Annotated in this window: 26 protein-coding genes and 1 pseudogene; 7 read left to right on the forward strand and 20 right to left on the reverse strand. The window is 66.5% G+C overall.

Annotated elements, in window-relative coordinates; genetic code table 11:
- A partial coding sequence (locus tag Q7W02_14710) for a transcriptional regulator (protein MDO8477417.1) occupies positions 1 to 192 on the forward strand: 192 nt, incomplete at its 5' end.
- Positions 193 to 204: 12 nt separating this feature from the next.
- Here the strand turns inward: Q7W02_14710 and Q7W02_14715 are convergent.
- The 6 genes from Q7W02_14715 to Q7W02_14740 all read right to left on the reverse strand — a co-directional run bounded on the left by Q7W02_14715 (position 205) and on the right by Q7W02_14740 (position 7313).
- Positions 205 to 531 carry a hypothetical protein gene (locus tag Q7W02_14715; GenBank protein MDO8477418.1) on the reverse strand — a complete coding sequence of 109 codons (327 nt, stop codon included), beginning with the start codon at positions 529 to 531 and terminating at the stop codon, positions 205 to 207.
- A gap of 43 nt (positions 532 to 574) precedes the next feature.
- The gene (locus Q7W02_14720; GenBank protein ID MDO8477419.1) at positions 575 to 4789 is read right to left on the reverse strand and encodes a DEAD/DEAH box helicase; all 4215 of its coding nucleotides are present in this window, start codon (positions 4787 to 4789) and stop codon (positions 575 to 577) included.
- A 13-nt stretch (positions 4790 to 4802) separates the two neighbouring features.
- Positions 4803 to 5660: an AAA family ATPase gene (locus tag Q7W02_14725; GenBank protein MDO8477420.1), complete on the reverse strand. Its 858-nt coding sequence runs from the start codon at positions 5658 to 5660 to the stop codon at positions 4803 to 4805.
- Between the two features lie 213 nt (positions 5661 to 5873).
- Complete coding sequence (locus Q7W02_14730) at positions 5874 to 6137, reverse strand: hypothetical protein (protein ID MDO8477421.1); 264 nt, start codon at positions 6135 to 6137, stop codon at positions 5874 to 5876.
- Entirely contained in the window at positions 6124 to 6396 is a 273-nt protein-coding gene (locus tag Q7W02_14735) for a BrnT family toxin (GenBank protein ID MDO8477422.1), read from the reverse strand. Before Q7W02_14735 ends, Q7W02_14730 begins: the two co-directional genes overlap by 14 nt.
- Positions 6397 to 6644: 248 nt before the next feature.
- Entirely contained in the window at positions 6645 to 7313 is a 669-nt protein-coding gene (locus Q7W02_14740) for an integron integrase (GenBank protein MDO8477423.1), read from the reverse strand.
- A 363-nt stretch (positions 7314 to 7676) separates the two neighbouring features.
- Between Q7W02_14740 and Q7W02_14745 the strand changes: the two genes are divergently transcribed.
- From Q7W02_14745 to Q7W02_14755, 3 genes are read left to right on the forward strand one after another with little or no spacing between them, the layout of a single operon-like run.
- Positions 7677 to 8708 (forward strand): ABC transporter substrate-binding protein, encoded by a 1032-nt coding sequence (locus tag Q7W02_14745; protein ID MDO8477424.1) that lies wholly within the window; start codon positions 7677 to 7679, stop codon positions 8706 to 8708.
- 2 nt (positions 8709 to 8710) lie between these two features.
- Complete coding sequence (locus Q7W02_14750; protein ID MDO8477425.1) at positions 8711 to 9505, forward strand: ABC transporter permease; 795 nt, start codon at positions 8711 to 8713, stop codon at positions 9503 to 9505.
- Complete coding sequence (locus tag Q7W02_14755; protein MDO8477426.1) at positions 9498 to 10289, forward strand: ABC transporter ATP-binding protein; 792 nt, start codon at positions 9498 to 9500, stop codon at positions 10287 to 10289. Before Q7W02_14750 ends, Q7W02_14755 begins: the two co-directional genes overlap by 8 nt.
- 220 nt (positions 10290 to 10509) lie before the next feature.
- On the opposite strand, the gene Q7W02_14760 is transcribed toward Q7W02_14755, so the two are convergent.
- The 13 genes and pseudogenes from Q7W02_14760 to Q7W02_14820 all read right to left on the reverse strand — a co-directional run bounded on the left by Q7W02_14760 (position 10510) and on the right by Q7W02_14820 (position 23570).
- The gene (locus Q7W02_14760) at positions 10510 to 11229 is read right to left on the reverse strand and encodes a TetR/AcrR family transcriptional regulator (protein ID MDO8477427.1); all 720 of its coding nucleotides are present in this window, start codon (positions 11227 to 11229) and stop codon (positions 10510 to 10512) included.
- 105 nt (positions 11230 to 11334) lie between these two features.
- A complete protein-coding gene (locus Q7W02_14765; GenBank protein MDO8477428.1) occupies positions 11335 to 12267 on the reverse strand; it encodes a branched-chain amino acid ABC transporter permease in 933 nt (310 codons plus the stop codon).
- Between the two features lie 56 nt (positions 12268 to 12323).
- Positions 12324 to 13187 (reverse strand): branched-chain amino acid ABC transporter permease, encoded by an 864-nt coding sequence (locus tag Q7W02_14770; protein ID MDO8477429.1) that lies wholly within the window; start codon positions 13185 to 13187, stop codon positions 12324 to 12326.
- 12 nt (positions 13188 to 13199) lie between these two features.
- On the reverse strand, positions 13200 to 13904 hold the full coding sequence (locus Q7W02_14775) for an ABC transporter ATP-binding protein (protein MDO8477430.1): 705 nt from the start codon (positions 13902 to 13904) through the stop codon (positions 13200 to 13202).
- Positions 13897 to 14634, reverse strand: a complete 738-nt coding sequence (locus tag Q7W02_14780; protein ID MDO8477431.1) for an ABC transporter ATP-binding protein — start codon at positions 14632 to 14634, stop codon at positions 13897 to 13899. The genes Q7W02_14775 and Q7W02_14780 overlap by 8 nt, the downstream gene beginning before the upstream one ends.
- 143 nt (positions 14635 to 14777) lie before the next feature.
- Positions 14778 to 16088, reverse strand: a complete 1311-nt coding sequence (locus tag Q7W02_14785; protein MDO8477432.1) for an ABC transporter substrate-binding protein — start codon at positions 16086 to 16088, stop codon at positions 14778 to 14780.
- Positions 16085 to 17308: an acyl-CoA dehydrogenase family protein gene (locus Q7W02_14790; protein ID MDO8477433.1), complete on the reverse strand. Its 1224-nt coding sequence runs from the start codon at positions 17306 to 17308 to the stop codon at positions 16085 to 16087. Before Q7W02_14790 ends, Q7W02_14785 begins: the two co-directional genes overlap by 4 nt.
- 37 nt (positions 17309 to 17345) lie before the next feature.
- A complete protein-coding gene (locus Q7W02_14795) occupies positions 17346 to 18527 on the reverse strand; it encodes an acyl-CoA dehydrogenase family protein (protein ID MDO8477434.1) in 1182 nt (393 codons plus the stop codon).
- A 137-nt stretch (positions 18528 to 18664) separates the two neighbouring features.
- Positions 18665 to 19462, reverse strand: coding sequence for an enoyl-CoA hydratase-related protein (locus tag Q7W02_14800; protein ID MDO8477435.1), 798 nt, complete (start codon positions 19460 to 19462; stop codon positions 18665 to 18667).
- Positions 19459 to 21210 (reverse strand): AMP-binding protein, encoded by a 1752-nt coding sequence (locus tag Q7W02_14805; GenBank protein MDO8477436.1) that lies wholly within the window; start codon positions 21208 to 21210, stop codon positions 19459 to 19461. The genes Q7W02_14800 and Q7W02_14805 overlap by 4 nt, the downstream gene beginning before the upstream one ends.
- Before the next feature lie 64 nt (positions 21211 to 21274).
- Complete coding sequence (locus Q7W02_14810) at positions 21275 to 22054, reverse strand: SDR family NAD(P)-dependent oxidoreductase (GenBank protein MDO8477437.1); 780 nt, start codon at positions 22052 to 22054, stop codon at positions 21275 to 21277.
- A 111-nt stretch (positions 22055 to 22165) separates the two neighbouring features.
- Positions 22166 to 22612: a MaoC/PaaZ C-terminal domain-containing protein gene (locus Q7W02_14815; GenBank protein MDO8477438.1), complete on the reverse strand. Its 447-nt coding sequence runs from the start codon at positions 22610 to 22612 to the stop codon at positions 22166 to 22168.
- A gap of 116 nt (positions 22613 to 22728) precedes the next feature.
- Positions 22729 to 23570 (reverse strand): annotated as a pseudogene (locus Q7W02_14820) (integrase core domain-containing protein).
- 159 nt (positions 23571 to 23729) lie between these two features.
- On the opposite strand from Q7W02_14820, the gene Q7W02_14825 reads away from it, so the two are divergent.
- Positions 23730 to 23954: a DUF3185 domain-containing protein gene (locus Q7W02_14825; GenBank protein ID MDO8477439.1), complete on the forward strand. Its 225-nt coding sequence runs from the start codon at positions 23730 to 23732 to the stop codon at positions 23952 to 23954.
- 19 nt (positions 23955 to 23973) lie between these two features.
- Positions 23974 to 24237, forward strand: coding sequence for a hypothetical protein (locus tag Q7W02_14830; protein ID MDO8477440.1), 264 nt, complete (start codon positions 23974 to 23976; stop codon positions 24235 to 24237).
- Positions 24238 to 24428: 191 nt separating this feature from the next.
- Here Q7W02_14830 and Q7W02_14835 read toward each other — a convergent pair whose 3' ends face one another.
- On the reverse strand, positions 24429 to 24734 hold the full coding sequence (locus Q7W02_14835) for a hypothetical protein (GenBank protein ID MDO8477441.1): 306 nt from the start codon (positions 24732 to 24734) through the stop codon (positions 24429 to 24431).
- Between the two features lie 511 nt (positions 24735 to 25245).
- On the opposite strand from Q7W02_14835, the gene Q7W02_14840 reads away from it, so the two are divergent.
- Positions 25246 to 25674 (forward strand): recombinase family protein (locus Q7W02_14840; GenBank protein ID MDO8477442.1); only part of this gene is annotated, 429 nt, incomplete at its 3' end.

Genomic DNA, 25674 nt, shown 5'->3' on the forward strand with positions numbered 1-25674 from the left:
TTCACGCCCTACATGTACGCGATGAGCGTGATGCACTGCATGACGGTCTCGCTGGCGGCGGGCGGCGCAGGCCTCGGCACCGCGTGGGGTGAACAAACGGCGCGGCGGATGCTCGGGGAGGCGGGATTCAAGAGCGTCGAGATCGTCGAGGCCCCGGGGCCCCAGAACAGCATCTACATCTGCCGCACGTAGCGGACCTGGCCCCTACCGTCCGAACAGGCGGATGACGGCTCCGCCCTCGGGATGGATGCCTATCGCGAGCCCGCCGTTGGCGTAGACACCGATCGCGCCACCGCCCACCGCGATGATCCCGAACGAAGCCCCGCCGATCGCTACGACGCCCAGCGAGAGCCCGCCGATGGGAACGATGCCGAGCGCGACGCCCCCCAGGGCCAGACCTCCGATGGCGACATCGCCGATCGCCACCACGCCGCGCGCAACTCCGCGGCCCTCATTGGCGGCGAGGTCCGGACCGAGGGCGACAGACAGCAAGGGCCAGCCAAAGATCCTCAGCGTCGATTGGTAACGCATCTCGCCTCCATTGACGGGGTCAGGTCTTGAATTACGACAAACCCTAGACGCCAGTGAGACGGGATCGCGAATGTCGTAAAGCAAGACCTGACCCCGGTTCGGGGACGCCGTCGCGGTAGGAGACCCACTGGCCGAGTATCGCGGGCACGCGGGCGCCCGGCGTGATGATGCCGGTGAGGTTGAGCGGGTCGCAGGCGGAGAGGCGGATGACCTGGCCGCCCGGGGCGTCGCGGCGGACGGCGCGCAGCGCTTGGAGCGCTTCGGGCAGGGCGAACTGCTCGCCGACGAAGCTGCCCACGATGCGCCCGCCGCGCAGCTCGCCGCGCATCTCGAGGCGACGGTAGACGCGCAGAAGATCGCGCCACGCGGGCGCCCCGGGCTCGCGCTGGAGGAGATCGCGGAAGACGATGCCGTAGCGCCGCGCGTACTGGCGGGCGCGGGCTTCCAGCAGGTCGTCGGGTGGAGGCGGTGGGGGCGCGTCGAGGAGCGCCCAGCGCCCCGTGCCGATGGGCGCGCGCAGGGGGCGTGCCCGACCGGAGCGCAGCCGCTTACGCTTTTCCGAGTGGAGCAGGCTGCGGAGGCCGGCGAAGCCGTCGCCGGTGACGAGGCCGGCCGAGACCAGCTCGCAGAGCGCTTCCTCCACCTCGATGCGAAGGCGTCGCACGCGCCCCGCGATCTCGTCGGTGAACGAGGCGCCGCTGGCGCGCAGGTGGGCGAGCACGTCGCGCGCGGGAGCGGACAGCGCCTCTTCGTCCGTGCCGTCGCGGGGCTCGAGGAGCCAGGCGAGATTTTGGCGGCGCAGGAGCGTGATCGGCACCGTGCCTGAGAGGCGGCGGCCCGCATGGCGCGTGCTCGGGTGTCGCTCGAGGCGCCCCCAGGCGATCTCGCCCGAGAGGCACAGCTCGTCGAGCCAGGCGGGCTCGAAGCGCGCCACGCGCGCCGGCAGGACTTCGCGCTCCCACCCCGCCGCCGCCAGCTCGAAGCCCTCGAGCTGTTCGATGATCTTTCCGAGCCCGTCGCGGCCGTGCAGCTGGAGCCCCGGCTTCACGTGCTGCCACCCGAAGAGGAAGCGCGTGAGATCGGCCGCGCTCACGGGCTCGATCTCGCGGCGGAGCCTGTCGAGCGTGCGCCGGTGGATGCGCGCCAGCAGGCGCCTGTCGCACCATTCGGTAGCGTCGGGGGCGGGGGCCAGGTTGGTCGTGAACCGCCCGCGCAGGACACCGCCGTCGGCCTCGACGCGGCCGAGGGCTGAGTTCACGCTGGACGCGCTCAGGCCGAAGGGCTCGGCGAGGGCGGCGGCGGTCGTCGGGCCCACGAGGCCGAGCCGGGCTCGGACCAGCTCGACCAGCGCGCCCTCGCGATCGGACCATGGAGCCGCGCGCCGCGCCGGCGGCTCGGCTACGTCGGGCGCCAGGCGGCCGTCGGGCCAGATCGCGAGCACGAGCGAGCGGCGTTCCGCCGCGACCCAGAAAGTGCGCGTCCCCGAGTGAAGCCGCGCGGCGCGGCCGGCCGCGATCAGCTCGTCGAGCCACGCCGTCCAGCCCGCTGCCTCGACCGAAGGCAGGGCGCCCAGGTCCAGCAGGAGATCGTGCAGCTCGTCGGCGTTGCGCAGATCGGGGCGCGCCTCTTCGATGACGGCGGCGATGGCCTCGGGGTCGAGACGGCCCACGTCGTCCGCCAGCTCCGCCGGCAACCCGCGCCTGAGCGTCACAGCCCGCGCGCGGCGCTCCTCGAGCGGGGCGTCGTCGAGATAGGCGTACGGGTTAGCGTTGAGGATCTCGTGCGAGAAGACGGACGGCTCGGGCGTCTCGCGCGCCACGCGGTGGATCTTTCCGCTGAAGAGAGCCTCGAGCTTGTGCTTGAGGCCCTGGGCGTCCATCGCCTCGGTGAGGCAGTCGCGCAGGGTCTCGTTCACCAGCGGGTGGTCGGGGATCTCGATCGGCCCGACGGCGTTGTCCTGGCAGCCCAGCTGGGCGGGGAAGACGGAGGCCAGCAGGTCCTCGGCGCGCATGCGCTGGAGATACGGGGGCACGCGGCGGCCGCCCTGCCAGCGCAGGAGTGCCAAGGAGCGGCTCGCGTTCCAGCGCCAGCGCGTGGCGAACATGGGCGCCTGGAGTGCGGCGTCGGTCAGCAGGCGCTCGACGCCCGAGGGATGGACCATCTCGAAGATCGATTCGAGCGGGAAGCTGTGCTGGGGGCCGAGAGAAAGCAGGACGCCGTCGTCGGTGGCCGCCGCTTGCAGCTCGAAGTCGAAGCTCTGGCAGATACGCTTGCGGAGCGCCATGCCCCAGGCGCGGTTGATCCTGCCGCCGAAGGGCGCGTGGATGATCAGCTGCTGCCCGCCGGCTTCGTCGAAGAAGCGCTCGGCGACGATGGTGTCGAGCGTGGGCACGGCGCCGAGGGCCGCGCGGCCCGCGGCGATGTAGTCGCGCGCCAGCTCCGCCCCGCGCCGATCGAGGGCGCCCTCGTCCATCAGCCAGAGCGCGGCCGCATCGGGATCGGCCAGGCGCCCGGCGACTTCCTCGCGGACGGCGGCGACCTCGGCCGAGAGCTCCGGGGTGCGCGCGGGGCCTTCACCAAGCCAGAAGGGGATGGTGGGCGCCGCCCCGCCGGCGTCCTCCACCCGCACCTTCCCGCTCTCGACTCGTCGGATGCGCCAGGAACTATTCCCGAGAAGCATGACGTCGCCCGCCATGGACTCGACCGCGAAGTCCTCGTCGACCGAGCCGATCAGCGTCTCGTCGGGCTCGAGGACGACATCGTAGTTGGCGTTGTCCGGGATGGCGCCGCCCGAGGTGAGTGCGGCCAGGCGCGCCCCGCGGCGGCCCTTGAGCCGGCGGCCGACCGCGTCGCGGTGAATGCGCGTTCCCGCTCTGCCGCGCCTGGTCGAGATGCCTTCGGAGAGCATGTCCACCACGGCGTCGAACTCCGCGCGGTCGAGCTCTGCGTAGGGCGCCGCGCGCCGGCAGAGGGCGTAGAGGCGGTCTTCGTCCCACTCTTCCGTGGAACAGGCGGCCACGATCTGCTGGGAGAGGACGTCAAGAGGCGCGCGGCGAAGCGCGATGCGGTCCAGCTCTCCTCGCCGCGCCGCCCGCACGAGGGCCGCGCACTCGACCAGCTGGTCGCGCGTGAGCGGGAAGAGCCGGCCCTTGGGAGTGGCGCCGAGGGCGTGGCCCGAGCGGCCGATGCGCTGGACCCCGGTGGCGATGGAGCGCGGCGAGCCGAGGAGGCAGGTCAGGTCCACCGCGCCCACGTCTATCCCAAGCTCGAGTGAAGCCGTTGCGACGACCACGGAGAGCTCGCCCGATTTGAGGCGCTGTTCGGCGGCGAAGCGACGCTGGCGGCTCAGGCTGCTGTGATGCGCGGCGACGGCGTCCTGCCCCAGGCGTTCGGCAAGGTGCAGCGTCACGCGCTCGACGAGGCGCCGCGTGTTGACGAAGACCAAGGTAGACCGGTGGGCGCGGGCCAATTCGGCCACGCGGTCGTAGATCTCGCCCCACTGCTCATGCGTGCAGACCGCGCCCAGCTCGTCGCGCAGCACCTCGACCGCCAGGTCGAGATCGCGGCGCTGGCCCGCGTCGACGAGGGCGGGCAGGGGGCGGTCCGAGCCGACGAGGAGTCGCGCGGCCGTCTCGATGGGTCTGATCGTGGCCGAGAGCCCGATGCGCTGGGGACGCGGGCCGCCGCCTGCGATGACCAGGTGTTCGAGGCGCTCGAGGGACAGCGCCAGGTGCGCGCCGCGCTTGTCTCCCGCCACCGCGTGGATTTCGTCCACGATCACGGTGCGCGCTCCCGCGAGCCCGCGTCGGCCGGATTCCGACGTCAACAGGATGTAGAGGGACTCGGGCGTCGTCACGAGCACGTGGGGCGGGCGCTTGGCGCCCTGCCGACGCTCCGACGCCGAGGTGTCCCCGGTGCGGACGGCGGTGCGGATGGCGGGGGCGCTTATACCCATTTCAGCGGCGACGGCCGCCAGCTCGCCCAGCGGCTCTTCCAGGTTGCGGCGGATGTCGTTGGACAGCGCCTTGAGCGGCGAGACGTACACGATCTCGGTCCGGTCTTCGAGCGCGCCGTCGGCGGACTTGCGCACGAGCGCGTCCAGGCAGTAGAGGAAGGCGGCCAGCGTCTTTCCCGAGCCCGTGGGAGCGGTCAACAACACGTCCTGCCCTTGGGCGATGGCGGGCCAGCCCAGCGCCTGGACCGGCGTGGGCTCGGCGAAGCGCCGCCTGAACCAAGCGTCTACGAGGGGATGAAACATGCGCCCAGTATAGTCACACTACAGCTCTTCCTTCAGGAAGCGGTCGATCAGACGGCGCGCGCGGTCGGGAATCGGGGACCGCGCGAAACAACTCGTCGAAGAGAGCGCTCCGCAGTCCTGGCGACATGTGCGCCTCAGGCTCGTCGATGAAGAACACCGTATCATCGAACTCGCGCCGTTTGATCAACAGATCGAGCAGCAAGTCGAACGCGGCCTTCTCACCTCCTGAAAGATTCTTGTAGAGAAATGCTTTGCTGTCGCCTTTGTCGAACCGGAATGTCCCAGCCGAAAGAGGATTACCGAGACTTTTGAGCATGAGGCCAGGGGAAAGTCGCTGCATCACGTCTCGAATCTCTCCAATCGACCGCTCCCTGAATTCTCCGATGGTGAGCTCGGGCTGGGCACGCTCGTAGACATCCTCAAATCCCTGCGACACCAGTCGCCTGTAATTGAGGCTCACAGCTTGGTCGTTGTCGATGGGGCGATTTATCCGGAACTCCTGCACTGCGGGTGTGACGCGAGACAGGTTGTCGAGCTGAAATTCAGGATCGTTTCGATAGGCCGAGCGCACGTAGACAGCCTTCCGACGGTGTTCGTCGGTGGCGGGTTGCGGATCGTGGCGGGTCAGGGTTACCGAGTCCTGCCAGTTCCCGGCTACGCCAGGCATTTGCTTGCGATGGTAGGTCTCGTCCCAGTTCCCGCTGCGTGCCCAATGATGCCGATGCCACATGTGGGCAGCGTCGATCAGGGAGGACTTGCCACACCCGTTCGGTCCGACCAGCAACACAAGGCGTGCTGCGACAGGAATATCAGTGATTATGGTATCAGTGAATTGCTTGAAAGTGGGCAGTCGAATCTCGCGAACCTTCATCGGTTTCTCCGGTATTCAGTCGAAGATCCTCACGGTCCCGCCGCGCGATGCTACGCGATGCGGCCAGACTGCCTGGCGAACACACTCGGCCTTCGGCAGGTCCTCGCGCCGTCCACGGCCCACCGGTCCAGTGTGCGTGGAAACGGCACCGCCGGCTTGTCCGGTTCTGGCCGATATCAGACGCTGGCCGTTACGTTGCCGCCTAACGCATCGTTAACCGGTGCGCCGCTCGCGGCGCGTCCGGGTTGAACGAGTAGTTGGGCGAGCGGAGGACTTACGATCGCGAAGCAACCCTCGCAGCGCCTTGTTGACGGCACGATCATTTGGAAACGCCTTGGCGATCTTCGGATCGAGGATGACCACATTTGTGGCTTCAATGACCCGCTGTGCGTACTTGCCGCGAACCAGCGTCCCAAAGTCGGAGCGCTTGTACTCGGGCCGAAGATCCTGAGTCGCGCTTCGGCTAGCCTTCTTCATAGATCTTCCTTTCACTTGGTGTCGCTGGTCGTGCACTGATGATCCTGATTGTATCGTCACGGTCGATGTGAGCGATGGCCAAAAGGTGGCCGTCGGTCGAGATACCGAAGGTGACGAACCGCTCTTCGTCGGATGAATGGTCAGGGTCTGCGCCAGTTGCCGACAGGACGTCGCGGAACACCGTTGCCGCTTCTTCGAACGAAACGCCATGTTTGGCAAGGTTCTCCGCCGCCTTGCTTGGACCCCATTCGAAGCGCAATCACGCCTCCCTCACTTGATCCGCTGCCCAACTAGAATTCGGCCACTGGATAGGCCGGTCCGCATAATATGACGATCCCTGCGACTTCCTGCAGCGTATCGCGATTTGGAGCCGACGCGCCGATGGGGCAGATCGGCGTTTTGAACCCGCCGTTTGTGGTCGTAGGGACCGACCTGCCCGAGTCGAGATAGGCTGCGACGGGGCGCAGCGTATCCCGATGCGTATAGCTCCCAAGGCCGCGGGCGGGGTCATGGGCCGAACATCCGGTCCGCTGGGCTCCTGACCGCGGCCGGCCCACGATTCAGGACGTGGGTGTAGATCATGGTGGTGGTCACGTCCCGGTGCCCAAGCAATTCCTGGACGGTCTGGACGTCGTGGCCGTCCTCCAGCAGGTGCGTCGCGAACGAGTGGCGCAGGGTGTGAGGGCTCGCGCGCTTCGGGAGCCCCGCGCTCCGGACCGCGGCCTTCACGGCGCGCTGCAGCCCCGACTCGTGCAGGTGATGGCGGCGCCGCTGCCCGGTCAGCCGGTCACGGTAGACCCGCGTGGCGGGGAAGACCCGTTGCCAGACCCACTCCCGCCCCGCGTTCGGGTACTTCGTCGATAGGGCGGTTGGCAGCTCCACCCAGCCGGCCCCGGCGCTCACGTCACGGTGATGCTGAGCGTGGACGGCCTCGAGGTGCCGCGCGAGGTTGGTCTTGGTGGTGGCGGGGAGCATCGTGACCCGATCCTTGTCGCCCTTGCCGCCGCGGCCGACGATCTGGTTGGTGGCGAAGTCGATGTCCTGGACTCGGAGCCGGCAGCACTCGAGCACCCGGAGCCCGGCGCCGTAGAGCAGGCAGGCCATGAGGCGCGGCACGCCGTCGAGCCACTGGAGCACGGCGCGTAGTCCATAGGAAACATTCACGCCAGTTCGCATCACGCGGCCCCATGCAGCGGGCATCCAGGACCCCCTGAAAGGCCCGAGCGTCGTCGAGCCGCCGGCCCCGGAGCCCTCCCTGGAGCCGAGACCGCCCGGCTCTGATCCGGATGAAACCGGTTGTGCCCCGTCGCGGGCTGGTCCCTGCGCCGCGTGCTCCGGTCGATCTCTATGTTCTTCCTGACTCCTCCTGTCCCTTGACGTGACAGGGTACGCACACTTTGGACACACACTTTGGACTTGACGGGCCCCTTCTCCGCACTGTATCAGGGGCCATGGTCCCTGCATCGCCGCCCAGCGGCGGCGCCGGGGCGTTCCAACGAGATCGTGCCCCGTTCACCGACCTCTGAAGGGAGATCCCCGATGATCGTACGCCTCCGGATCGCGGTCCTGACATTGGCCCTCGTTGGGGCCCTGATCGGCACCCTGACCGCGGCCTCATCCGTGGCGGCCCAGGACGCCCTCCGTGCGCCGCTGCCGACCCCGGTCAAGGCCAAGCTGGGCATGCTGAACGTGCCCGCGCTGTCGCCGCTCTGGCTCCTGCCCGAGTACGCGGCCAAGTACAACATCCAGATGGAACCGGTCATGTTCCAGCGCTTCGCGGACGCGCGCACGGCGCTGGCCTCCGGCGACCTGGACATCACAGCCTTCGGCCCGCAGGACATCTCGCTCGGCCTGGGCCAGGGGATCAAGAGCATGGTGGGCGTGGCCGGCGTGGGCTATGGCAATGACTGCCTGGTCGTGCGCAAGGGCGATGACATCAAGGACTGGAAGAGCCTCGAGGGCAAGACCATCGGGGTGGGCGCCGGCTCCATCTCCTGGCTCAAGTTCGCGGCGTCCGTCCAGGAGAACGGGCTCGACTACGGCAAGCTGAAGATCATCAACATCATGGGCGGCGGCACCAACTACCTCAAGGCGCTCCAGGGCAAGGAGATCGACCTCGCGGTGGTGTGGCACCCCTTCTGCGCCCAGGGCATCGTGGACGGCTACGCCCAGTATCCGACCATCGATCACAACCGGTCCAAGACGGTGGGCGGGCTGATCTCGGTTCTGGCTGTGAACCGTGGCTTCCTGGAGAAGAACCGGGACGCGGTGCAGCGGCTGGTGGTGGCCTACCTGGACGTGCTCAAGTTCGCCCAGGCCAACCCCCAGCGCTGGGCCAAGATCTACGCCGAGAAGGCCGGCCTGCCCGAACTGGTGGCCGCCGAGAGCATCAGGTACACCAAGCTGGACGCCACGCTGCCACTGGAGTCCATCAAGCGCCTGTCCAAGTTTCTCTTCGACAACGGCGTCATCGCCCGCGACGTCTCGGTTGACCTCACCCCGTCTTACAACTACGACTTTCTGAGTCGGGCAACCGGCAAGACTCCGGCTGAGCTCGGGTTGAATCAGTAGCGGTGCTGCCGAAGCGCGGCCCCTGGTTCCTGCTGCTACCGCTGGCCCTGCTCGCGCTCTGGCACCTCGCCGTGCAGCAGCGCTGGGTGATCGAGGGGATCATCCCGGGGCCGACCCAGGTGGCCGAGTCGTGGTACCGCTGGATCTTCGGCTCGCCCACGCGATCGCTCTCGCCCTACTCGGGGACGTGGGTCGCCAATGTCCTGTACTCGTCCCGCCGGGTGCTCCAGGGATTCCTCTTCGCCGCGGCCGTGGGCATCCCCCTCGGCATCTTCGTCGGCTGGAATCGCCTGGTCGCCAGGCTCGTGGACCCCACCATCCAGATGCTCCGACCGGTGCCGATCACGGCGTGGCTGCCCTTCTCCATCGCCGTCTTCGGGATCTACGACGCCGGCGCCCTGTTCCTCATCGGGCTGGGCGCCTTCTACCCCATCGTGATCAACACCACGCACGGGGTGCGCGACACCAACCTGCTCCTGCTCCGCGCCGCGCGCATGCTCGGCGCCCGTGAGGGCACCGTGCTCTTCAAGGTGGTGCTGCCCTCTGCCTTGCCATCCATCTTCACGGGCCTCCGGCTCGGTGTCGGCATCGCCTGGACGGCCGTGATCGTGGCCGAGATGATCGCCGTCAAATCGGGGCTGGGCTACGTCCTGTGGGACGCCTATTACGTCGGGCGCATGGACATCTGCGTCGCCACCATGTTCTCGGTGGGGCTGCTGGGCTTCCTTTCGGACCAGGCGATCCTTCTCGCCTCGCGGCTCTTGCTGCGCTGGCGCACGCTCGAGGCTCATGCCTGACGCGGCCGTCGAGCTCCGCGGGGTCTCGAAGGTGTTCGTCGCCCGCGACCGCCGTGTGGTGGCGCTCCAGGACATCGACCTCAGCATCGCCCACAACGAGTTTGCCGCCATCCTCGGTCCCTCCGGCTGCGGCAAGTCCACCCTCCTCAACATGGTGGCCGGCTTCGATCGCCCGTCCGGCGGACAGGTCCGCGTCAACGGCGCGCCCGTGGAGGCCCCGGACCCCAGCCGGGGCGTGGTCTTTCAGGAGGCGGCGCTCTTTCCCTGGTACACGGTGTGGGACAACGTGAGCTTCGGTCCCCGGACCATGGGCGTCCCGGCGGCCCAGTACCGTCCCAAGGTCGAGGCCTATCTGGACCAGGTCGGGCTACGCGGATTCGAGCGTCACTATCCGGCCGAGCTCTCGGGCGGGATGAAGCAGCGGGTGGGGATCGCGCGGGTGCTGGTCATGGAGCCCGAGGTGCTGCTGATGGACGAGCCCTTCGGGAGTCTGGACGCGCAGACCCGGCTGGTGATGCAGGAGCTGCTGCTCTCGGTGTGGGAGCGGCACCACCAGACCGTGCTCTTCATCACCCACGACATCGAAGAGGCGCTGCTCATCGCTGACAGCGTCTCCGTCATGACAGCGCGGCCCGGCCGCATCAAGAAGCGCATGGTGGTGAACCTGCCGCGGCCGCGCTCCGTGGACGTCACAACCTCTCCGGTGTTCAACGAGTTGAAGCGCGAGGTGCTCGCGCTGATCCGCGAGGAGAGCCTGCGGGCGGCCAGCGAGGGCTTGGCCTGAGGCTGCGCGGGCCGAGCTGCGGGAGCGCGACGCCACCGGCGAGATCGCCGCGATCTACGACGAGAGCGTAGGCAACATTAGCACCCTCCGGCAGCGGGCGCCCCCCTCGTGGCCTCCATCCCCGTGACATAATCTCCCATACTCAGACACCGGCCGCTGCCAGCGCTCGAGCAGGTTCGTCGTGCGGACCACCTTTATTCATCAAGCACTGAATTCATGATTAGACGCTCTCCTTAATTCCTCGGCGTTCGGGACCGCAGCGTGGCAGGCGCCCCATGCCTTCGAGAAAGACGGCGACGTACTGATCCGCGAGACGCTCGATCGGACCTTTCCTCGGGTTCACCCATTCCACCGTGCGGTTCAGCGAACCCAGGATGAACAGGCGCAGCACGGACAGGCTGAAGTCCGAGCGGATCTCCCCGGCTTCCTGGGCTTGCCGAAGTAGAGTATTCCAATAGGCCGAATAAGCATCGCGCGCGCCTTGCACGAGGCGATCGACCCGCCTGGGAACCTGGCCATGAAAGCGCACGTTGGCCGCGGTATAGCGCCGGTGGCGATGCAGGATGAGCAGATGGGTGCGGATGGCCATCTCGACGCGTCGCTGATGGCTGGCATCAGGCGGCAGAGCATCCACAGCCTGCTTCACGGAGTCGTGAGTGATCCTTACCGCAATGCTTAGCACCTCGGCCATGATCTGCTCTTTGGAGTCGAAGTGGTAGTAGATGCTGCCGGCTTTGATTCTGGCCTTGGTCGCGACTTGGCGCAGGGTCGTGGCGCTGTAGCCCTGACTCGAGAACAGGTGGGCCGCCGCGTCGAGAATGTGCCGGCGAGAGTTAAAGGACCGTCGGGATGAGCGCCCGCCGTCGGCACTGCGTCGACGCGGGGCTGATTGCCTCTTGACGCCGCTGCTGGTACTCGCTGTGTCCGGTGGGGTCGCCACAGACAGGCTTGGTCTTACCAGGGCCGCGTCATGAGGCGCTTCCACGGGTGGTCGTACCGAGCGGCGTTTGCGTCCTGGATGTGCGCGGCAGCAGAGCGATGGCCGTCATTTGAGCCCTGACTTGCCAACAGAGCCCCTGTGCGACGACATGGCCGAACCGCCTCTTCGCCAGCGTCGGCCCAACCAGGAGACGAATCCGTCGCGCAGTACCAGCAAGACCACTACGATCACCACTCCATAAAGGAACTGCCCAACGCCGGTCACTGTCGCGAACTCCTGACTCAGGTAGCGGCTCAGCACCACAAAAGCCACCGGCCCCCAAAACGGCCCCCACACGGTGCCCAGACCGCCGATAGCCGTGAACAGGATGATTTCCACGGCCAACTCGGCGCTGGCCACGCTGGGATCGATCACGAACAGATATTGAGCGTAAAACGTCCCACCGAAGGCCGCCAGTCCGGCGCTCACAGTGCTACTTGCCACCATCACCGTTAGCGGGTCCACCCCGAGCATGGCAGCGGCCTCCGGGTTGTCCCGCACTGCGACGAAGTGCAAGCCCAAGCGGCTCTGCTGCAGCCAGACGGTGAAGGCCAGCACCAGGCACACCGCGGTGAGGATGATGTAGTAGTAACTAGCCTTGTCCCGGAACATGAAGTTGAGCGGGTCATGGCCGCGCCGGATGAAGAGCCCCTCGCTGGCCCCCAGCACATCGAGCGACCGCAGCGTCACCACTACGATGAAGGTGATAGCCAGCGTGATTAGGGCGTAGGTGAGGTGCGGCAGGCGCTGGCGGAAATTGATCCAGCTCAGCGCGGCAGCCAGCAGGGCTGCCAGTGCCGCCCCTGCGAGCACGCCGAGCCACGGTGAGATGTGCCAGTGTGCCAGCAGGACGGCCGACGTGTAGCCCCCCATTGCCACATAGACCGGATGCGCGAAGGTGAACTCGCCGGCAAAGCCTCCCACAATGTTCCACGTGATGCACAGGTAGGCGTACCAGAGAGCGAAGATGCCCACATCGAGCCCGTAGCGATCGAGCATGCCGCCCGCCGCTGCCCCGGCGACAAGTAAGCCCAGCACTGGTAGCAGTTCGCGCCTCATGCGCCCCCCAACACTCCCCGCGGTCGCACCAGGAGCACCAAGATGAAGATGACATACGGCACCACTGCGGCTAGCGCCGGCGGTTGCATGTAAAGTGAGCCGAAAGCCTCGGCCAGGCCGATGATGATTCCCGCGAGGAGCGTGCCGAGGAAATTGCTGGTGCCACCCAAGATGAACACGATGAAGGAGACCAGCGTCAGATGCAGGCCCATACTGGGCTCCAGGATGAACACGGGGGTGAGCATGGGGCCGACCAGACCCAGCACCAGGAGCGCGCCGCTAAACACCAGGGCCTGCACGCGCCGTACGTTGAGCCCGCAAAGGGCCGCAGCGTCAGCATCCTGGGCCACGGCGCGCACCGCGCGGCCGAAGTCGGTGCGCCCCAGCAGCAGAAACAGCCCCACCGCCAGCACCACTGAGACCAAGAAAGCCACGACCAGAGGGGCCGGCAGCACGACCGACCCCAGGAACCAGCGCTGCCCGGTGAGCACAGTGGGCACCGTTCGATAGTTGGCCGTAAAGGCGATCAGCAGGCCGTTCTGGATTACAAAGGCCAAGCCCAGCGTGATCTGCACGACCAGCAAGATCTTCGCCCTCAGTACCCGGGCGAAGATTCCGTAGAACAGCGCCAGGCCGAGCAGGAACATGAGTGGCGCGATCACCGAAACTGCGCTGTAGGGGCCCCAGGACAGCCTCTCGGAAAAGACCACGGCTAAATACATCGCTACGGCCATCAAATCGCCGTGGGCGAAGTTGAGCAACCGCGTGACGGCGTAGACTATGGTCAGCGCCAGTGCCACCAGCGCGTAGACCCCGCCTATCGCGATGCCTTGGGCCAGCGCCTGCAGAACAGTATCCATGGCGCTCCCTCCTCACATACCCAGATAGAGTTCCCGGATGCGGTCATTCTCGCGAAGGTCCACGCCGCTGCCGCTAAGCGCAATCGTTCCATTTTCCAAGACGTAGGCGCGGTGGCAGAGGTCCAGCGCCAGTGCCACGCTCTGCTCGACCAGCAGCAGGGTCAGCCCATCCCGGTTGAGAGCGCCGAAGGTGTCGAAGAGCAGCTCCGTCAGGGCTGGGGCCAGCCCCAGGGAGGGCTCGTCCAGCACCAGCAGGCGAGGGTCCCCCATCAGCGCCCGGCCCACCGCCGCCATCTGCTGCTCGCCTCCAGACAAGGTACCGGCCAGCTGACTGCGCCGCTTGGCCAGCACGGGGAAAACGTCGAAGACCCGCTCCAGGAGTTGGGCGCGCCGCGGGCGGCTGCGCTGGGTGCTGTTGCCCACCAGCAGATTCTCGAGTACGGTCATGCTCGGAAACAGCCGCCGGCCCTCGGGCACCAGGACGACGCCGGCCTCTGCTATCTTGTGAGGCGGTCTGCGCTGAAGCTCCGTGTCTTGGAACACCACGGTGCCTGCCCGAGGCGGCAACAGGCCCGTCACTACCTTGAGCAAGGTGGACTTGCCCGCGCCGTTCGAGCCCAGCAGAGCCACGATCTCGCCGGCGTCGACCCGCAGCGAGACCCCGTTGAGGACAGTTAGCCTGCCGTAACCGGCGCTGACTTGGCGCACCTCAAGCATCGCGCCGCGCCTTGCTGCCCAGGTAGGCTTGCACTACCTCCGGATGACGTGTCACCTCCGCTGGGGTGCCCGATGCGATCAAACGGCCGAAGACCAGCACGTATACCTCCTCGCACAGTGCCATGACGGCGCGCATCCGGTGCTCGATCATGAGAACGGTTGTGCCCCGGGCGCGCACCTGTCGGATCAGCGCCACCATGCGGTCGATCTCGGTGGGGGTGAGCCCGGCGAAGACCTCGTCCAACAGGATCAACTCCGCGGCCACGGCCAGCACCTTGGCAACCTCGAGAGCGTGCAGATCTGCCGCCGTGATCTCACTGGGCAGCGCGTCCAGCTTGTCGGTCAGCCCCACCAGTTCGGCGATGTCGGACTCGTCGCCGTACCGCTTGTTTCCCGTGGTGGAATGCCGCAACGCTAGGCGCAGGGTCTGGCCTACCGTGAGGGTAGGGAAGGCCTGCGGAATCTGGAAGGTGCGCGCCAGTCCGAGCCGCGCGATCTGGTGGGGTTTCCTTCCGTCGATGCGTTGCCCCTTGAACAGAACGCGCCCTTTGGTGGGACGAAGCGCCCCGCTGACCACATTGAAGAGGGTGGTCTTCCCCGCCCCGTTGGGGCCGATCACACCGGTAATTCGGCCTTGCGCCGCTCGCACTGAGACATCGCTGAGGGCGGCCAATCCCCCGAAGTGGCAGGATATGCCTTCGACCATGAGCAGGTGTTCCGGTTCACTCATGCGTGGTCCTTTGAGTCGGCGCCACTAGACGGCGGCGGCCCGCGCTCCCTCGCGCCCGCGCGGCCCCGGGCTCGTGGCCGCGCTCGCACCGGACGCGCTCCCGCCGACACGACAGGAACGCGCAACCGCCGCCAGCGCGCTAATTAGATGAGGCTCGGTTTTGCCTCGGCCAGATCCTCCGGATGGATCAGCACCATCTTTCCCTTCTGCCACTGGATGTAAGGCGTGATCTGGTTCAGTGGTTTGCCAGTTTCCTCCCACTTCAGGGCCGGATCGTAGAAAGGCGCGATGAGCCATTCCGAGCCGCGCGGAAGGCTCATGTTCAGGATGGCCTTGTTGATAGCTTTGCCTTCCGTGCTCCCCGCCTGCTCCAACGCCACCTTGTAGACGAAGACCGTCTGGGCTCCGAGCATGAACCAGTTCACATCCAGCCCGCCCGTCCCGAACTTGATCCCCGCCTGCACGGCCTTGCGGTAGAAGGCCTGAAGGGGGGGATACGGGATGTTGGCGCCGATGGCGATGGGGCCGAAGACGGGCCGAGACAGCACGCGCCGGGCGACGTCGGGCCCCAGCGCATCGGGCAGACGCGCATCGGAAAACCCGGACGCGCAGCCGACGAACACCGGGTGATAGCCCAGCGCGTCCATCGCCCGGAGGGTCAGCACCGTGTCCTGGAAATACTGAGCGGCCATGAGCACGTCCGGTTTCGCGTCCCGAATTCGCAGCATCTGCGGGCTGTAGTCGGTCACCGGTGGCGTTACCGGGAGGTCCACCACGATGTCGAATGCCGGCGGCCGAAGTTCCGCTTTCAGCACGGTGATCACACCGCGGCCGTACTCGCTGTTGTCATAAATGAGAGCTACGCGTTGAGCCTTCAGCCCGTGCGAGCTTATCAGCTTTCTGAGAATGGCTGCCCCTCCAGCGCCGAAAGACTCGCCAGTCAGGTTCAGCGTGCGCGAGTAGCGGCTGCCCAGGCTGAAGGCCTTGGGCGTAGTCCAGGAAGGCGAGGTGAACGGAATCTCGTACTGGTCGGCCAGCATGCCGAGGGAAACCGCCTGGGTGCTGGAGAAGACCCCAATCAGACCGGAAATCTTCTCACGGGTCACGAGGCGCTCGATCTCGGAACTGGCCACCTTCGGGTCACCACGGTCGTCGGCGGTGATCACTTCGAGCTTGGCGCCGCCCAGCGCGCGGATCCCACCGGCCTCGTTGATCTGGCGGACAGCCAGTTCCACGCCGGGCCCGGCCGACTCACCGTAGCTGGCCAGGCGGCCACTGAAGGGGAAGACAAACCCCAGGCGCACTACGTCCGCCTTGCGCTGCTGAGTCCAGCCCTTTCGGCTTAGGAGTGCCGACCCGGCCAGAGCGACCGCTGAGGCCGAGGCGGCCTTGAGCACCCCGCGGCGCGTGAGTTCTTCAGCCCCGTGACACTGACAATCGCTGCGCCCTTTCATGGCTGCTCCCCTATCTCTCTGCGCTCTGCAAGCGCGTTCCGTGGAGTGGCACCCCGACACGCGCCGCCGTGCCGAGACTCATCCCCGACTCTTCCCCCGCACCCCAGCGCGTCCAGATCGGCCGCGAGAAACTCGTAGTACGCCTCTGGAGTGCCGTAGGAGAGCCGGTCTGCCTGAGCTCGACGCAAGTAGAGATGCGCGTCCAGCTCCCAGGTGAAGCCGATACCTCCGTGAATTTGGATGTTCTGCTCGGCCAGAACCAGGTAGGTTTCCGTGGCCACAGCCTTCGCGATGGCGGCGTCCACGGGCGCTCGGGCCGGGTCGGCGTCCAGGGACCAGGCGGCGGCGTAGACGGCCGAGCGTGCACCCTCAAGGGCCACCAACATGTCGGCAAGCAGGTGTTTGATCGCCTGGAAGCTGCCAATGGGTCGGTCGAACTGCTCGCGCGTGCGCGCGTAGGTGGTGGCCATCTGCAGCACGCGACTGGCCCCGCCGAGCATCTCTGCGGCGACCATTACCGCACAGACCAGACCCAGTCGTTCGAGCACCGCCGACCCGTTGTCGCACGGCAGTTCGGCCTCGGCCGGAACGCTGACGCCCTTCAGTTGCAAATTGGTCCAGCGCCGAGTCAAGTCCAACATGGGCAAGGCGAATGCGGTGAGGCCGGGAGTGCCGGTCTGCAGAAGGAAGAATCTGGGAGTGCTCGAGCCGTGGGGAATAGCGGGCACGATCAGCCAGTCCGCCGAGGCTCCATAGGCCACGAAGGGCTGGGTGCCCTCCAGGCGCCACGTGCTACCCTGCCGCTCGGCTGACACGCCCACCGGGATGGAACCATGCGCCCCGTTAAAGGCCACGCTGATCACGGTGCCGCCGGCGGCCAGCCGGGGCAGGAGATCGGCCCGTTGCCTCGGTCGGCCGGCCTGGCGCAGCAGCGTCACCGCCGCCACTGCCGAAGTCAGATGCGGGCCGGGGGCGAGCGCGGCGCCCAGCGGCTCCAGCACGCACGCCATTTCCACACAACCCAGACCGGCCCCGCCGTGCTCCTCAGGCACCAATGTGCCCAGGTAGCCTTCGGTGGCAAGGGCGGTCCACAGGTAAGGGCTGCGGGCATCCGGCGCATCAAGCACTTGGCGGACGGCGCTCATGGGCAAGTGCCGCTCGGCGAGTTGGGTAACGGAGTGCTGCATAAGTTCCTGCTCTTCAGTCAGCGCAAATTGCACTTTGCTGTCTCCTGCTGTGGCCGTGGGCGCGAGCCGGCTACTTTGGCAGGCCCAGGGCCCGCTCGCCGATGATGTTGCGCTGGATCTGGGAGGTGCCCCCGGCAATGGTCATGCCGAAGGCGCTCAGGTAGTCTCTGCCCCAGTTTGCCAGTCGCTCAGCGGTCCCGTGCTGGGTCAGGTCGCCGGCCGTAGCCAGTTCGTAGGCAAACGCGTACATCTGCTTGCTCAGTTCGGTGGCCTGTAGTTTCTGGATGGAGCCTTCCGGCCCGGGAACACCACCGTGGCGGATTCGTTCGGCAAAGCGGAAATTGTTCAAAGTGATCAGGCGCACCTGTACTCCGAAGCGCGCCAGACGCGAGCGCACCCGCGCATCGTCGATGGCGGCGATGCCCCGGCCCCCCAGGCGCACCTCTCGCGCCAGATGCAGCAGCCGGCCGTAGAGCTGGCGGCAGGCAAAGCCGATAACGGCGATGCCGCGTCGTTCGTGACCGAGCATCGTCACAGCCACCTCCCAGCCCCCGTTCAGCCGGCCGACGATCGCCTCCTCCCGCACATGGACTTCGTCAAAGAAGAGCTCGTTGAAGTCCTGCTCGCCGTTGATCTGCACCAGCGGGCGCACCTGGATGCCGGGGGTACGCATCTCCACCACGAAAGCAGTGAGCCCCTTGTGCTTGGGCAGAGCCGGGTCCGTGCGCACAAGGAGCAAGCAGTAGTCGGCCCAGTGGCCGAAGGTGTTCCAAACCTTTTGCCCGGAAATGCGAAACCCGGCGCCGTCGCGCGCAGCGCGAGTGGTTAGTGCCGCCAGGTCGCTGCCGGCCCCCGGTTCGGAAAAGCCCTGGCACCACAGGTGCTCGCCGCTAACCATGGGGGGGAGAAAGCGCGCCTTCTGCTCGGGACGACCGAGCTGGATTAGCATGGGACCAATAATCCGCGTGCCGATCCGGAAAATATCTGGAGGTGCATCGGCCAGGGCGAATTCCTCGAAGGCGATGAGCTGTTCGACCACCGAGGCTCCTTGGCCGCCGTACTCGCGAGGCCAGGCGACGGCCGACCAGCCGCCCGCGTGCAGACGCGTCTGCCACTGGCGCAGGTAGTGTACCCGCTGGTCCAGAGCCAGGGTTTCGAACTCTCGCCGCCAATTCGGCGCAAGGTTGTCCTCTAGCCAGTCACGCAGCCGAGCACGGAACGCCGCTTCCTGGGGTGTATCGTTGAGATCTATGGTTCTCTCCGCGGCTGGTGTCGTGTTATCGCAGGAAGACGATGGCCCTTTGTGGTGACGCCGGGGACGCTTGGAACGGTCTCGCTTCCCAGGGATAAGGTGGAACTAGAGTGACGTGACACTTTCACGATCGCAGCCTATCGCCGGAACTGCATGAAGTCCGGCTTGCGTTTCTCCAGGAACGCATTCTGGCCCTCCTTGGATTCCGGGCTCTGGAAGAAGTCCGGAGCCAGCAATTTCTGGAAGTGGTTGGGCGAAGGGTCGCGAAGATAGTCGATGTCCGATTCGAAGGACGCCTTGACGATCTTCAGGCAGGTGGGGCTCAAGGACAGGATCTCCTGGCACCACTTGTCCACCTCCTCATCGAACTCGTTCAGGGGCACCACCACGTTGGCGAGGCCCATCTCCAACGCCTCTTGGGCGGTGTACTGGCGGCAGAACATCCACATCTCTCGCGCTTTCTTGGTGCCGAGAACACGCTGGGCGTAAGTGACCAGCCAGCCTTCCGCGGGGCTCCCGACCCGCGGCCCGTTCTGGCCGAAGATGGCGTTGTCGGCGGCGATGGTTACGTCGCAAAAGTAAGCCAGGTGGTTGCCCATGCCGATGGCATAACCCTTGACCGCGGCAATCACCGGCTTGCCACAGTGGCGGATCGCCTCATGCACCGAACGCGGATTGAAGTCCAAATGGCGCCGTTCCAAGCCACCCTCTTTTTCCCACTTGACATCGCCCCCGGAGGAGAAAGCGCGGTCGCCGGCACCGGTGAGCACGATCACGCCAATGCTGCGATCAAGCCCCGCGTGTTCGATGGCTTGGGTCAGCTCGCGCATGGTGATGCCGGTCAGGGAGTTGAGGCTGCGAGGCCGATTGATGATGATCTTCGCCACACCACCTCTGGCTTCATAGAGCAGATCCTCGAATTGTGGGGGGGTCATTTTGCAGGTCTCCTCGAGATGGATTGAGGGTTGCGCAGCGCGCTGCCAACGACATGGGCCGGGCCGCCTGACGCGTGCTCTGTACCGATGGCCAGCGTGCCGGCAAGACGGGTCAGCGCGGCCTTGTCTACCTTGGCGCCGGCGTTGCGTGGGAGGTCCTGCATGAGCACCAACTGCTCGGGCTGATACCAAACGGCTAGTTGGCGACTCTGCATGAAGGCAATGAGCTCTTCCAGTCGGGGGGCCCGGCCGGCTCCCGCACGGGGAACAACGAAGGCGCAGATCTTCTCGCCCAGCACTGGATCAGGCACCGGCGCCACAGCCACGTCCATCACGGTCGGGTGCTCCAGCAGCACCTCCTCGATCAACCGAGGGTTGATGTTTCGCCCTCCGCGGATGATCATGTCCTTCTTGCGGCCGACGACGCGCAGGTAACCATCCGCGTCCAACTCGCCCATGTCGCCGCTGTGGTACCAGCCCTGCTCATCCCACACTGCCAGGTTGGCCTGCGGGTCGTTAAGGTAGCCGAAACTCTTGTTCGCGCCGCGCCAGCAAATCTCGCCGGGCTGGCCGGGAACTACTGGGGTGCCGTCCCCGGCGAGCAAGCACATCTCTTCGCCACGCAGCACGCGCCCCACGGTGCTCAGGCGTTTGTCACGGGGATCGTCGATGGATGTCATCGTGGGCACACCCCCGTCGGTGGCGCCGTAGATGGTTTGGATGCGGCAGCCCAACAGGCTTTCTGCGGCTTCGGCTACTACTTCGGGCAGGTGGGCGCCGGCGTTGGTCACATAGCGCAAGGAGGAGAGGTCGTAGTGCGCGATGTCCGCGACTCCGACCAGCTTGGCGAGCTGGGTGGGAATCAGCACGGCTCCGGTGCAGCGATGTTGCTCCAGCAAAGCTAGCACTTGCTCGGGATGGTGCCCATCCCAGCGCTCCAGCAACACCGAGGTGCCGCCCGCCAGCAGCAGGGCCAGAACGGGATAGCTGTAGCCCGTGGCGCCGGTGCCAGCTGGGGCGATGGCTGCAGCGACATCGTCGATGGTAAGGTGCACGGCGTAGCCGCCATACTGATGGACCAGTCGCGCCTCCGAGTTGTTGTCGCTGAGCAGGCTGCATTTGGGCAGCGCGGTGGTGCCGGAGGACACCATGACCTGCAGAGGCTGCTCCGGGCGCGGACGGAACCTGAACAGATAGTCGGCCGGATACTCGTGGCGCCAGCGCTCGTTGGCGACCAGGTCATCGAAGCCCAACTCGTCGCCCTTCGGCTGACCGCGCAAGATGACCACGAACTCCAAGGCAGGAAGGCCGGGACGCAAGCGGCGGATCAGTTCGCGGTGCTCGAAACCGTGAAACGCTTCCGGCACAACGACCATCCGGGCGTGGGACCCGGCCAGCAGATGGGACATTTCTTTCTCGCGAAAGCCATCATGCAGGGGCAGGAAAATGGCGCCGATGCGGTCCAGGGCCAGGTGGGCCACGGGCAACTCGCTCCAATTGGGCGATTGAACAGCCACCACGTCGCCGCTGCACAGGCCTAGTTCAACCAGGGAACAAGCCAGGTTCTCCGTCTGCTCCACCAGTGCGCGATAGGTCAGTGAGCCCCGGTTGTCCACCAGGGCCATCTTGTCTGGAGTGCGCCGGGCATGCGCATCCACAAAATCGATCAGCAGACGCTCGCTCCACAGCCCGGAGGCCTGGAGCCTGGCTTCCAGTTGGGTGGGATGAACTCGCGGGACCTCGATCACCTGCAAGGCTCCCGTTTGGCTGCCCCGCACGTCGCGCTGCTGCGAACCTGCTGGATGGGCTGGCTCAAGCGTGCATGTAGCGGCCCCCGCTAACACACAATACCTCGCCAGTGATGAAGGCGGCCTCATCGCTGGCCAGGTAAACGGCTAGGCTGGCCACGTCGTCCGGATTTCCCATCCGCCCCAGCACCGTTTCCTGGGCCTTCTGAGCGAACCACTCTTTGGGGTAGATGCGCTCCAGGAACGGGTTGTAGATCAGGCCTGGGGCGATGGCATTAACGCGGATACCATAGCGGCCCACCTCGGCGGCGACGGCACGGGTAAAACCCATGATCCCCGACTTGGCCGCCGCATACGCGGACTGGCCGCCTCCGCCCCCCGTGTCCGAGTGCCAGCCGGCGATGGAGGAGACGTTGATCACCACGCCAGTCTTGCGGTCGATCATCGAAGGCAGGACCGCACGGGCAAAGCGGAAGGTGCCAGTCAAACACACCCCGATCACCAAGTCCCAGGTCTCGTCGCTCAGTTCCCAAACGTTCTGTAGCTTGTTGATACCGGCGTTGTTGTAGAGGATATCGATGCGACCGTAAGCCTCCAGCGTTTTTCGGACGCAAGCATCCACCTGCTCCTGGCTTCGCACGTCGACGGCCATGCCCAGGGCGGGATAGCCGAACTTCTCAGTGAAACGGGCCGCCTCCTCGCTGACCCGCTTCTGGTGGGCATCAGTGAGCACGACGCGAGCGCCTTCAGTGGCGAAGCGCTCGGCGATGGCACGGCCCATGCCAGCACCAGCTGCCGCGGTGACAATGGCCACACGCTCGTTGAGTCTGCCTCCATTCGCCATGGCTTTCCTATCCCTGTGGGTCATCTACGAACTCCGTGCACTGCCTCCGTGGCCGCCACGCTCAAGCTGGGCACGGCCTACTACGACGAGCAAGGACCTCTTACCAGGTCCTCACTGCGTGGGCCGGCACCGCACCATCACGGTGATCGTGCCCGTTTGCACCGTCTGGCCGTTCTGATTGAGCACCTCGTACTTACGCACGACGATACCCCGGTCGGGCTTCGACGTAGGGCGCTTGCTGTCGATGGTGAGACGAAAGCGCACCGTGTCGTTCAGGAACACCGGCCCATGGAAGTTCCAAGTCAGGCCCAGCAGAGCCAAGGCTGTTCCGTCGAACAGTCCGAGGCGCTGCGTCAAGCCGGTCATGATGGCCAGTACCAGGACACCGTGGGCGATCCGCCGGCCAAACGGCGACGCCTTGGCGAACTCGTCGTCGGTGTGAAGTTGGTTGAAGTCGCCAGCCAGGCCGGCAAACTCCATCACCTCATGATTGGTGACCGTGCGGCCGACGCTTTCGAACTGCTGCCCGACCTCGAGATCCTCGAAATACAAACCCATATCTCTCACCCCTTTTCGCGCGGCGTTATGTCCCCGAAACCCTCAGCGCTCGGCCGCGCCACCTCATCTAACTAACGGTTGTTCGACATAAATATAAGATGGACTTGCTGGGCGTGTCAAGCCCCTTTCCATCCTAACGTGGTCCCGAGACGGGCGCGAAACGCCGGGCTACCCGGGCGGCATTGGTGGTCGAAGGGAGATGTCATCTTCGCCGTCGTTGCGCAGTCAAGAGTGCACTGCTCGAATTCCGTGGGTGACACGTTCCCCAGGGAGCTGTGGGGTCGAATGGCGTTGTAGTCCACGCGCCAGGCCTCAACGATCTGGCGCGCGTGGGGCAAGCCGAGGAACCAGTGTTCGTTGAGACACTCATCACGGAGCCGGCCGTTGAAGCGCTCGATGACCGCATGCTGGTTCGGCTTGCCGCGATCGATAACGTGCAGCCGAATGCCTTGCGCGTACGCCCAGGCGTCGAGGGCCCGGCTGATGCACTCGGGCCCATTGTCCATGATGAGCAGCGCTGGCGCGCTCGGCCGCCAGGGCACGGAGCCGCTCGCGCAACGCCGGCCAGTCAGCGCGCCGCGCCTGATAGCGACACGTGGATCGGCCCAGCCCCACCCGCCCACACGCCCGCCGTTCGCTCAACCTGCATTGCGCCTGCATCGCCCGCACCGCAGACCGCTGCGCCACGGGCGTTAGGCCTCTTGTCCGACGAGCTCCTTCCGAGCCTGGTTATCCAGGGTGGGGTCGGCCACCAGGCGCTTCAGGCGGGTCTTCTCGTGCTCCAGCTGCCGGAGCCGGCGCCCTCGTTGACCTCGTGGCCGTGGGACTTCGCCCTCCACCGGTAACACGACTGTTCGCTGATGCCGTGCCGCCGGCAAAGGTCGCGGCTCATCGCGCCCGCCTCGGCCTCCTTCAGGATCCCGATGATCTGCTCTTCCGTGCACCGCTTTCGCCGCATCGCGGGGCCCTCCCCGCGGCCATCCTAGCCACATCCTCACCGTCCCCGTGGCGCAGTTTTCAGGTAGCAGGTCGCGTCGGCACTCGACTGGACCAAGGTCCAATAGGAAAGCGAGGTGGCGACGCATAGAGTGAGAGCGCAGTCGAGAGGAGACACTCCATGGAACTTCCGCTCATCATCATCGGGCTAGTGCTCATCGCGGTGGGCTTGGTGTCCCTCGCGTACCAGGGCATCACGTACACGCGCCGCGAGACGGTGCTGGACCACGGGCCCATCAAGGCCACCGCGGACACACAGAAGACGATTCCGATGGCGCCGATTCTCGGGGGCCTCGCGCTGGCCGGCGGCGTCACGTTGCTCGTCGGCGCGTGGCGCATTCGATGACCACGGACCGCTGACCCCCATGCTCCGCCGCTACCTCCTGGGTGCCGCCGGGCTGGCCGCCGTAGCCTCGGGTGCCTTGCTCTACATGGTGGGCCCCCAGACCGACTGGCCGGTGAGCAGCGCGCAGGCGCTGGCAAGCGACGATCGGCGGCCCGTGGATTCCTCTGCCACGTACCTGCAGCAGATGAAGCTCACGCAGGAGACGTTGAGAAGCTTCGGGAGCGTAGGCAACATCAACGCCCTCCGGCACCGCCCGCCCCACTCGTGGCCCCCATCCCCGTGACATAACCGCCCCTACTCAGACACCGGCCGCTGCCACAGCGCACATGAGCGGCCTCCTCCCGGGTCGAAAGAGGCGGCCCGGGTGAGCGGCATGCTAGGCCGACGCACCGCCGCCGTCAACCGGCCAGCGGACCGGCGGGAGCAGCGCTGATGGCACCTCGTGGCGTCCGCCGTGCTTGCGGGCCGATCCGATCAGGGCGCGGTGGCGCCGGGCTCCGGTGGGGCGGGGCCGGGGCTCGGCCCTGAGGGGCCGACCCCCACGTGCGCGAGGATCTTCTGGATGACCGCGGGATCGTGCAGGGTGGCGATCAGGCGCAGGCGGCCCCCACAGGTTGGACACGCCAGCACGTCGATGCCGAAGGCCCGGTGCATGAGGGCCGCCCAGCTCCAAGCGCGCGGGTTGGGCTGTTTTCCCACCCCGTCCGGGGCCGGGGCCAGCGCCGCCGTGCTCCCCGTCGCGCTCGTGGGATCGGGCGTGACGCGTCCGTAGGCGACCACGCGCCGCCGCCACCGGGCGCGGGAAGTCGTTACATTCTACTGAGAGAGCGAAAGACGTTACCGTCCAGTACCGCTGGCACCCACTCTACGGCCAGATGGCCCGCGTCAATCGCAGCGTGCCGTCCGCCAACGGTGAGTTGCTGTTCTGCGAGCTGCCGGACGGCACGCGAGGCACTCTGCCCGCGTGGATGACCAACGCGGCCGCGTGTGCGGTCCTGACCGTTGGCCCGCCGGTCGTGTCGATCACCGCGCTGCAGGAGCTCCGGGTGGTGCTGGATGCTGTTGTGGCTGGCGCATCAGACCCCACCGGTGCGTCAATGCCCTCCAAGGAGGGCTGCCATGCGCCAAACGCGTCCGTCGAGATCCACCCGCCAGATCTTGCTGTTCCCGCCCGCCGGCCACGAACTCCGCGTGGAGCTGGCCGCCCCACAGCAACGGGAGCTAATCCGAGCGTTGGCCGAGCTACTCCTGCGCGCCGCGGCCGACGGCAGCGCGGCACGGGAGGCGGCGCATGATGACCGATAGGATCACGGCCAAGCATTTGAAGCGAGGGGCCATCGTCTACGTCCGCCAGTCCAGCCCGGAGCAAGTGCGCAACCACGGGGAGAGCACCCGCATCCAGATCGGCCTCCGCGACAAGGCGGTCGCCTTCGGCTGGCGCGACCCCATCACTATTTTGGACGACCTCGGCACCTCGGCCGGCGGCTTCGCCCACCGGGCCGGCTTCCAGCACATGGCGGCCGAAGTCTCCCTGGGCCATGTCGGCATCATCCTGTGCTTCGAGGCCTCCCGGCTCTCACGCAACTCCAAAGACTGGGCCCAGCTGTTCGAGATCTGCGGGCACCTCGATACGCTGGTCGCCGATCTCGATCAGGTCTATGATCTGGCCTTCCCCAATGATCGGCTGATCCTCGGCGTGAAAGGCAGTGTCAGCGAGTAC

Source organism: Candidatus Rokuibacteriota bacterium (assembly GCA_030647435.1).
Taxonomy (GTDB): Bacteria; Methylomirabilota; Methylomirabilia; order Rokubacteriales; family CSP1-6; genus AR37.

Bases quoted from the DNA above. Each gene is read 5' to 3' on its own strand.
- Q7W02_14715 (MDO8477418.1), bottom strand. From the start codon at position 531: ATGCGTTACCAATCGACGCTGAGGATCTTTGGCTGGCCCTTGCTGTCT.
- Q7W02_14720 (MDO8477419.1), bottom strand. From the start codon at position 4,789: ATGTTTCATCCCCTCGTAGACGCTTGGTTCAGGCGGCGCTTCGCCGAG.
- Q7W02_14725 (MDO8477420.1), bottom strand. From the start codon at position 5,660: ATGAAGGTTCGCGAGATTCGACTGCCCACTTTCAAGCAATTCACTGAT.
- Q7W02_14730 (MDO8477421.1), bottom strand. From the start codon at position 6,137: ATGAAGAAGGCTAGCCGAAGCGCGACTCAGGATCTTCGGCCCGAGTAC.
- Q7W02_14740 (MDO8477423.1), bottom strand. From the start codon at position 7,313: ATGCGAACTGGCGTGAATGTTTCCTATGGACTACGCGCCGTGCTCCAG.
- Q7W02_14745 (MDO8477424.1), top strand. From the start codon at position 7,677: ATGATCGTACGCCTCCGGATCGCGGTCCTGACATTGGCCCTCGTTGGG.
- Q7W02_14755 (MDO8477426.1), top strand. From the start codon at position 9,498: ATGCCTGACGCGGCCGTCGAGCTCCGCGGGGTCTCGAAGGTGTTCGTC.
- Q7W02_14765 (MDO8477428.1), bottom strand. From the start codon at position 12,267: ATGCTCGATCGCTACGGGCTCGATGTGGGCATCTTCGCTCTCTGGTAC.
- Q7W02_14770 (MDO8477429.1), bottom strand. From the start codon at position 13,187: ATGGATACTGTTCTGCAGGCGCTGGCCCAAGGCATCGCGATAGGCGGG.
- Q7W02_14775 (MDO8477430.1), bottom strand. From the start codon at position 13,904: ATGCTTGAGGTGCGCCAAGTCAGCGCCGGTTACGGCAGGCTAACTGTC.
- Q7W02_14780 (MDO8477431.1), bottom strand. From the start codon at position 14,634: ATGAGTGAACCGGAACACCTGCTCATGGTCGAAGGCATATCCTGCCAC.
- Q7W02_14785 (MDO8477432.1), bottom strand. From the start codon at position 16,088: ATGAAAGGGCGCAGCGATTGTCAGTGTCACGGGGCTGAAGAACTCACG.
- Q7W02_14800 (MDO8477435.1), bottom strand. From the start codon at position 19,462: ATGACCCCCCCACAATTCGAGGATCTGCTCTATGAAGCCAGAGGTGGT.
- Q7W02_14810 (MDO8477437.1), bottom strand. From the start codon at position 22,054: ATGGCGAATGGAGGCAGACTCAACGAGCGTGTGGCCATTGTCACCGCG.
- Q7W02_14815 (MDO8477438.1), bottom strand. From the start codon at position 22,612: ATGGGTTTGTATTTCGAGGATCTCGAGGTCGGGCAGCAGTTCGAAAGC.
- Q7W02_14825 (MDO8477439.1), top strand. From the start codon at position 23,730: ATGGAACTTCCGCTCATCATCATCGGGCTAGTGCTCATCGCGGTGGGC.
- Q7W02_14830 (MDO8477440.1), top strand. From the start codon at position 23,974: ATGCTCCGCCGCTACCTCCTGGGTGCCGCCGGGCTGGCCGCCGTAGCC.